Genomic DNA, 7,746 nt, shown 5'->3' with positions numbered 1-7,746 from the left:
CGGCAGCATCAACAACCAGACAGGCACTCTTGATCAGCCGTTTCGGTTTTCTACAAAGCGTTGGGATGAAAGCACCGGGCTGGCTTACTTTGGGTATCGGTATTATGTGCCGGCCACCCAGAAATGGTTAACCCGCGATCCAATTGCTGAGGCAGGTGGAATCAATATTTATGGGTATGTGGGTGGAAATCCTGCCAATTGGATTGATCCGCTTGGCTTGGTCGATATTTCTTATCTAAAGGTATTTACTGTACAGGGAAAAGGTGCTGCAAAAACGAATAAGCCTGATGCGTTCACAGTCGCAGGACACGGAACCCCAAATTCTTTAGCCAAGAAATCTGGAGCGAGACTTAGTCCTGAAGCGTTAGCAAAGGATATTATGAGCCATCCGAAGTATTCTCCAGGGATGCCCGTCTATATCTATGCTTGTAATGCAGGAAATACGGAAGGCGCTTCTGGCGGAGAACCTTTCGCACAGAAAGTTGCCGACCTGTTGCCGAATAGTTCAGTTTATGCTCCAGATAGTTTTGGCTGGTTTTCCGAAAACGGGTTTGCTGGAATATATGACAAGTCCAATGGCACCAATGAGCCTGACTATTCCAAGCCTGGTAGTTGGGTTAAATATGAAAGGCAGTCCGAACAATGATGGTCGTACTTCCATGTGAACAAATCTCTGAAGGATTATAATTGAAATGATTTCGATCAAAATGCTGTTAGGGTGTAAAATTTGTCGAAATAGAGTTCTATGTCTGATTCTCTCAGCTCTAGCCTGCGTCTACTCATCTGCAAATGAGATTGAAAGCTCTGCCAGCGCCTATTTTCTAACCGACAAAGAACTCTTGAAATTAAAGAATAAATCCTTAAAAGGCGATGGGGATTCAGCTTTTAAGGTGGCTCAATTTTATACCTTTAGTCAAGCGGATGAAGATGAGGCCTTTTTCTGGTATAGGTTAGCCTCCGAACTTGGCCACCAAATTGCAATGACCAATTTGGCGTATCTCTACCATGAACGATTTGATAATGACGAAAAAGCAATAGAATGGTACTGTGAGGCCGAAAAGGACGGATATACCGGAGCGCATATCGAAATAGCTCGTATCTTTGATTCGAAAGGGGTATATAAAAATGCACTAAATCACTACTTGCTGGCCTATTTTAATGATAACGAGAAAGAAGCTTCAGAATACCTAACCAAGCATTACTTAGAAGACAAATATCAATTTAAAGATCTCGTCAAAGCATATGCATGGTCCTTGATTTGGCTAAATAGTTTGCCAGTGAATACCTATGCCTATGACAAGTCTCTAGAGGTGAATAAAAGAATAGACTCCTTATTGGACGGTGCTGAAAAAGAGGCCGCGCTGAAGTTAGCTGGTGAATATAAACAGTTTAAATCGGAGGCGGAGATAAGCTCTGCCTGTACGAGAGTAACTACAAATCGAACTATGTGAAGGTCACGTGTGCCAGAAGCCTGAAACGTTAGTTTCGATCAGATCGAAGTCGGCCAGCCCAGCAGCTGGCTTCTAATTCAACAATGAGGATAGCTTTCAAGGGGGTCGCCAGAAAAAAGCCTTCAGAAACAATGAGTTAATCCAATTTTGGCGAAAATTTCCAGAATCCCTGCCGACCCTCTGTTTGTCGGACACGGCAGTCCGATGAACGCGATAGAGCGCAACCGCTTCTCGGATACCTGGCGACAGCTGGGCGCAAGGCTGCCGAGGCCGAGCGCCATTCTCGCGGTATCCGCTCACTGGTATACCCGCAGCACCCTTGTGGCCGCGACGGAAAAGCCGCGAACCCTGCACGATTTTCACGGCTTTCCACCGGCACTTTACCAATGCGAATACCCGGCTCCGGGAGCGCCGCAACTGGCCCGGCGGATCGCCGCGTTGCTGGAACCGCTGCCGGTCGGGCTGGATGGGGAGTGGGGGCTGGACCACGGCGTCTGGTCCATATTGATGCACATGTACCCGCAAGCCGGGATACCGACACTGCAACTCAGTATCGACGCCACCCGGCCGGCAGAATACCACTACCGCCTCGGGCAGCGCCTGCGCCCGCTGCGCAATCAGGGCGTGCTGATTCTGGCCAGCGGCAACGTGGTACACAACCTGGCGCTGATGCACCGCGGCGATGATGCGGGGCCTTTTGCCTGGGCCAGTTCCTTCAACGACCGGGTGCGCGATGCACTGATCCGGCGCGATCACGCATTCCTGCTCGATTACCTGCAGTCCGGCGAGGCGGCGCGCCTCTCGGTACCGAGCGAAGAGCATTTCCTGCCGCTGCTGTACGCGCTCGGCGCCAGCGGGCCGAATGACAGGATCGAGTTTCCGGTCGACGGCATAGAGCGTGGCGCCATCAGCATGCTGTCGGTGCTCTACTCCTGACCGCCCGCTTTCTTCCGCTCGGAATTCCCTACCATTCGGCCGACAGGCCGAAATACAGCGCACGCCCCTCGCCGGGAAAATACCGCTCACCGGCGAAGCTGCTGTAGTCGGCGCGCTCCGCGTAGGCCTCGTCGCTCAGATTCAACAGCCGCGCCGACAGTGTCCAGTCGTCGAGCCGCCAGCGCGCGCGCAGGTTCAGCAGGTCGTGCCCCGGGTAGGAGTGCCTGTTTTGCGGATCCGTGTAATAGCGCCCCTGGTGCAGCCACTCCAGCTCCGCGACCAGATTCGCCTGCGGCTGCCACAGCAGGCGGCCGCTGCCGAATGCGCGCGGGGCCGAGTCGACCAGCTTGCCGTACAGGGCAACGCCGTCGAGCAGGCGCCTGTCGCTGTAGCGGTGTTCCGCGTAACTGGCCGAGAGCTGCAGGCGCCACTCGGCCGCCAGCGCCCTGTCGAGCGCCAGCTCCAGGCCCCGGTGTGCGGTTTTGCCGCCGGACTGGTTAAAGAAATCCGCATCGCGGAAGATCACATTGTCCTTGCGCATTCCGTAGGCGACCAGTTCATAGCCGAAGATATCGTCGCCCCCGCGGACACCCAGCTCGACGCTGTCTATCTCCTCCGCGTCCAGCTCCGCCACCGTCTGCGCCCGCTGCAACCGGTAGAGCTCCGTCGCCTGGGGCACGCGGAAACCCCGCGCGACATTCGCGTACAGCTGGGGGCCGCTATCCAGTTGGTAGCTGGCGCCGAGGCGCGGCGACCAGTTGCGGAAACTGTCGCGGCGGTCCGCCGGGCGGCTGAAGCGGCAGCCGCCGAAGCCACAGGCACTGCCATCCTCCGCGCTGCGCCCGGCGAGCATGCGGTTGTCGTAATCGTATGCCAGCGCCTCGTAGCGCAGCCCGCCCTGCAGCGTCAGCCTTTCGCTCGCGCGCCAACTGAGCAGCGCAAAGGGTGCCGCCATCCGCGCATCCACGCGGTAATCGTAATGCCTGCCGGTGGGGATGGTGGCCCGCAGGAAGGCCGAACCCTGCGTCGGCTCCCGCTGGATTTCCCGCAGATAGCCGCGGGTGAATTCCGCATCCATGCCCACGACCAGTCGCAGCCTGTCGCCGAGCGCACCGCTGTAGCTGCCGCGTAGGCCCGCGCCGCGCTGGCCGTTTTCCTCCACCGCCCGGCCGGGCAGGTAGTGCTGCAAAAACGCCATTTCCGTCTTGCGCAGATAGGGGGTCAGGCTGAATTCGCCCCGCGCCGTGTCTATATCGATCCGCGACGACAGGCGCAGCGCGCGCGCATCGCGGTAGGCCTCCGGATTCGGGTTTGTGCGACTCAGCTCGCGATCGCGGTAGGCGTCTTCGCCGGCGATATAGCCCGCGGTTTCCTGGTTCAGATTGGTCGCGGCCAGGTGGGTAGCGACGCCCGCCGCGTCGACACGGGTGCCGTGGCGCAGGCTGAGCTTCTGCTGTCCGTAGCCGGAATTTTCCCGGAAACCCCCATCCTGCGCCAGCGACAGGTCGGCGCGCAGTCCGCTGCCATCTTTCAGCCCGGTGTCTGCGGAAAGCCGCGCGCGGGCGAAGCCGTGCGGGCCGACCTCGATGCCGGCGGAGGTACCCGCGCCCTGCCCCGGCTGCGGCCCTATCACATTGATTACCCCGTGCATCGCGTTGGAGCCGTAGAGCGTACCGGCCGGGCCGCGGATCACCTCGATGCGGCCTGCCAGCTCGCTGTGGGATTCGAACAATTCGTTGATATTGCAGAAGCCGGCCGCGCGCAGCGGTATGCCGTCCTCCGCGGTCAGCAGGCTGCCGCAGGCGCCGGCGCCGGACAGCACCGGCGAGCGCAGGGATGGCAGGTATTCCAGGCCGTTACCGCGGGCGAAGTTGACACCGGGCACCCGGGCCAGGCTCTGCTGTATATGGGCGTGATCGATCAGGTCGAGGGAATCGCGGTCGAGCAGAGACACGCTCGCGGCCTGATCCCGCAGTGGCATTGCGTGACGGCTGGCGGTGACGACCAGGGTTTCCAGCCGCGATGTCTCGGCGGCGGCGAGCCCGCTGCAGAGGAGCAATAGATAGAGTGCGGAACGCATTTCCCTGCCTGTTTGTGATACACAAATCGGCAGGGATTCTACGGGATCCGAACAGAGAATGTAGGAGCCTGCTTGCAGGCTCCTACGGGGGGCGTGAAGTCAACTACAGCGCCTCGGCGGTTTCAACCTCGCGCCGCGGCTGTTCCGTCACCGCCTCAGCCACCTGCGGCCTGCGCCCGAACAGCCGCTGCACCACGACGAAGAACAGCGGGATAAAGAAGATCCCCAGCAGCGTGCCGACGATCATGCCGCCCAGCACCCCGGTGCCGATCGCGCGCTGAGCACCGGAACCGGCGCCGGACGCTATCGCCAGCGGCAGCACGCCGAGGCCGAAGGCCAGTGACGTCATCAGGATCGGGCGCAGCCGGTCGCGCACCGCGCGCATCGTGGCCTGCACCAGCTCCATGCCGCTCTCCAGGTTCTGCTTGGCGAACTCCACGATCAGGATCGCGTTCTTGCTGGTCAGGCCGACAGTCGTGAGCATGGCCACCTGGAAGTAGATATCCCGCTCCATGCCGCGGAAAGTGTTCGCCAGCACCGCGCCGAGAATCCCCAGCGGCGCCATCAGCAATACCGCGGTGGGCACCGTCCAGCTCTCGTAGAGGGCCGCCAGGCACAGGAACACGATCAGCAGCGACAGTGTGTAGAGCAGCGGCGTCTGCGCACCGGCGGCGCGCTCCTGATAGGACAGGCCGCTCCACTCCATGCCGATACCGGCGGGCAGCTGCGCCACCAGTTTTTCCACCTCGGCCATGGCCTCGCCGGAGCTGACGCCGGGCGCGGCCTCGCCGTTGATCTGCATCGCCGGCACGCCGTTGTAGCGCTCCAGGCGCGGCGAGCCGTACTCCCAGCCGAAGCTGGCAAAGGCGGACACAGGCACCATCTCGCCCTTGCTGTTGCGCACGGACCACAGCTGGAAATCCTCCGGCGCCATGCGGTAGGGCGCATCCGCCTGCATATAGACGCGCTTGACGCGGCCGCGGTCGATAAAGTCATCGATATAGGCCCCGCCCCAGGCGGCGCTCAGGGTCGAGTTGATATCGGCGATGGACAGTCCCAGGGCCGCCGCCTTGGCGGTGTCGATATGCACGCGGAACTGGGGCGTGTCCTCCTGACCGTTGGGGCGCACGTTGGCCAGCAGCGGGCTCTGCGCGGCCATACCCAGGAACTGGTTGCGCGCATTGGTGAGCGCCTCGTGGCCCAGGTTGGCGTTGTCCTTCAGGTAGAAGTTGAAGCCGTTGGACGTGCCCAGCTCCGGCAGCGCCGGCGGCGAGAAGGCGTAGGCGATGGCGTCCTTGATCTGCATCAGCGCGCCCATACCGCGCATGGCCACGGCGCCGGCCCCCTGCCCCTCTTCCTCGCGCTCGGCCCAGTCCTTCAGTTTGATAAACGCGATACCGTTATTCTGGCCGGAGCCGGCAAAGCTGAAGCCCTGCACCGAGAAGACGGACTCGACATTGTCCGGCTCATTGTTCAGGAAGTGATCCTCCACCTTGTAGATGGACTCCATGGTGCGCTCCTGGGTGGCGCCCACCGGCGTCTGCACCATAGAGAAGAGCACCCCCTGGTCCTCTTGCGGCAGGAAGGAACTGGGCAGGCGCAGGAACAGAAACACCATCACCAGCGATAAGCCGGCGAAGATGGCCATAAAGCGGCCGCTGCGCGCGAGTATACCGCGCACGCCGCGCTGATATTTGTCGGTGCCGCGCTCGAAGTTGCGGTTGAACCAGCCGAAGAAGCCCGTCTGGCCGTGATGCTCGCCCTTTTTCAGGGGCTTCAGCATGGTCGCGCACAGCGCCGGGGTCAGCACCAGGGCCACCAGCACCGACAGCGCCATGGCGGAGACGATGGTGGCGGAGAACTGGCGGTAGATAACGCCGGTGGCGCCGCTCATAAAGGCCATGGGCACGAACACCGCCGACAGCACCACGCCGATACCCACCAGGGCGCCGGAGATCTGCCCCATGGATTTCTTCGTCGCCTCCCGCGGCGACAGGCCCTCCTCGCTCATGACCCGCTCGACGTTCTCCACCACGACGATGGCGTCGTCCACCAGCAGGCCGATGGCCAGCACCATCGCGAACATGGTCAGCATGTTGATGGAGAAGCCCAGCGCGGCCAGCACGCCGAAGGTACCGAGCAGCACCACCGGCACCGCGATGGTCGGGATCAGCGTGGCGCGGAAGTTCTGCAGGAACAGATACATCACCAGGAACACGAGGATCACCGCCTCGATCAGGGTCTGTATCACCCCCTCGATGGACACCTTGACGAAGGGCGTGGTGTCGTAGGGCACCACCGCCTTCAGCCCGGTGGGGAAGAACGCCTCCAGTTCCTTCAGCTTGGCCCTGACGCCCTCGGCGGTCTCCAGCGCATTGGCGCCGGTGGCCAGGGTCACCGCGACGCCGGTGGCCGGCTGGCGGTTGTAGCGGGTGATGAACTCGTAGTTTTCCGCACCGATTTCCACCCGCGCTATATCGCCGAGGCGCAGTACCGAGCCGTCGTCATTGGCGCGCACGACGATATTGCGGAACTGCTCCGGCGTCTGCAGGCGGCCCTGGGCGGTGATGGATGCGTTCAGCTGCTGCCCCGGCACCGCCGGCGCGCCGCCCAGCGCCCCAATTGCCACCTGCTGATTCTGCGCCCGCACCGCGGCGGTCACGTCCGCCGGGGTCAGGCCGTAGGTCTCCAGCTTGTGCGGGTCCAGCCAGATACGCATCGCGTACTTGGAACCGAATACCTGCAGGCTGCCGACGCCGGGTACGCGGCTGATCGGGTCCACCAGGCTCGAGGAGATATAGTCGGCGATATCGTCCTTGGACATACTGCCGTCCTCGGACACGAAGCCGAGCACCATCAGGAAGCCGCTGCGGGACTTGCTGACGTTCACCCCCTGGCGCTGCACCTCCTCCGGCAGCAGCGGCATCGCCAGCTGCAGCTTGTTCTGCACCTGCACCTGGGCGGTGTCCGGGTCGGTGCCGTTCTCGAAGGTCAGGGTGATGGACGCCCTGCCGTTCGACTGGCTGGTGGCGGACATATACAGGAGTCCGTCCAGGCCCTTCATGTTCTGCTCGATGATCTGGGTCACCGAGTCCTCCACCACCTTGGCGGAGGCGCCGGGGTAGACCGCCTCGATGGAAACCGCCGGCGGCGCTATGTCCGGGTAGCGCTCCACCGCCAGCTGGGTGATAGCCAGGGCGCCGCCGAGCATGGTGATGATCGCCAGTACCCAGGCGAAAATCGGGCGATTGATAAAGAAACTTGCCATTGCCGGGCCCC

Annotated in this window: 5 protein-coding genes; 3 read left to right on the top strand and 2 right to left on the bottom strand. The window is 61.5% G+C overall.

The genetic code is table 11. The annotated features are described in order from the left end of the window. The 3 genes from ACXAF3_RS10200 to ygiD form a co-directional block, all read left to right on the top strand. The coding region (locus ACXAF3_RS10200; RefSeq protein ID WP_475112190.1) for an RHS repeat-associated core domain-containing protein at positions 1 to 646 on the top strand (646 nt) is incomplete at its 5' end. Positions 647 to 692: 46 nt separating this feature from the next. After that, positions 693 to 1,451 (top strand): tetratricopeptide repeat protein, encoded by a 759-nt coding sequence (locus ACXAF3_RS10195; RefSeq protein ID WP_475112189.1) that lies wholly within the window; start codon positions 693 to 695, stop codon positions 1,449 to 1,451. Positions 1,452 to 1,598: 147 nt separating this feature from the next. Continuing rightward, entirely contained in the window at positions 1,599 to 2,387 is a 789-nt protein-coding gene (ygiD, locus tag ACXAF3_RS10190; RefSeq protein WP_475112188.1) for a 4,5-DOPA-extradiol-dioxygenase, read from the top strand. Between the two features lie 28 nt (positions 2,388 to 2,415). Here the strand turns inward: ygiD and ACXAF3_RS10185 are convergent, their stop codons facing one another. Both ACXAF3_RS10185 and ACXAF3_RS10180 read right to left on the bottom strand, forming a co-directional pair. Then, positions 2,416 to 4,467 carry a TonB-dependent receptor gene (locus ACXAF3_RS10185; protein WP_475112187.1) on the bottom strand — a complete coding sequence of 684 codons (2,052 nt, stop codon included), beginning with the start codon at positions 4,465 to 4,467 and terminating at the stop codon, positions 2,416 to 2,418. 103 nt (positions 4,468 to 4,570) lie between these two features. After that, positions 4,571 to 7,735, bottom strand: coding sequence for an efflux RND transporter permease subunit (locus ACXAF3_RS10180; protein ID WP_475112186.1), 3,165 nt, complete (start codon positions 7,733 to 7,735; stop codon positions 4,571 to 4,573). Positions 7,736 to 7,746 lie beyond the last annotated feature (11 nt).

This window comes from Microbulbifer sp. ABF4_143, assembly GCF_056160225.1.
Note: the sequence above shows the minus strand (reverse complement) of the source record. Positions and strands in the feature narration are given on the sequence as shown.

Coding starts and splice junctions, on each gene's coding strand:
- ACXAF3_RS10180 (WP_475112186.1), bottom strand. CDS start 7,735: ATGGCAAGTTTCTTTATCAATCGCCCGATTTTCGCCTGGGTACTGGCG.
- ACXAF3_RS10195 (WP_475112189.1), top strand. CDS start 693: ATGATTTCGATCAAAATGCTGTTAGGGTGTAAAATTTGTCGAAATAGA.
- ACXAF3_RS10185 (WP_475112187.1), bottom strand. CDS start 4,467: ATGCGTTCCGCACTCTATCTATTGCTCCTCTGCAGCGGGCTCGCCGCC.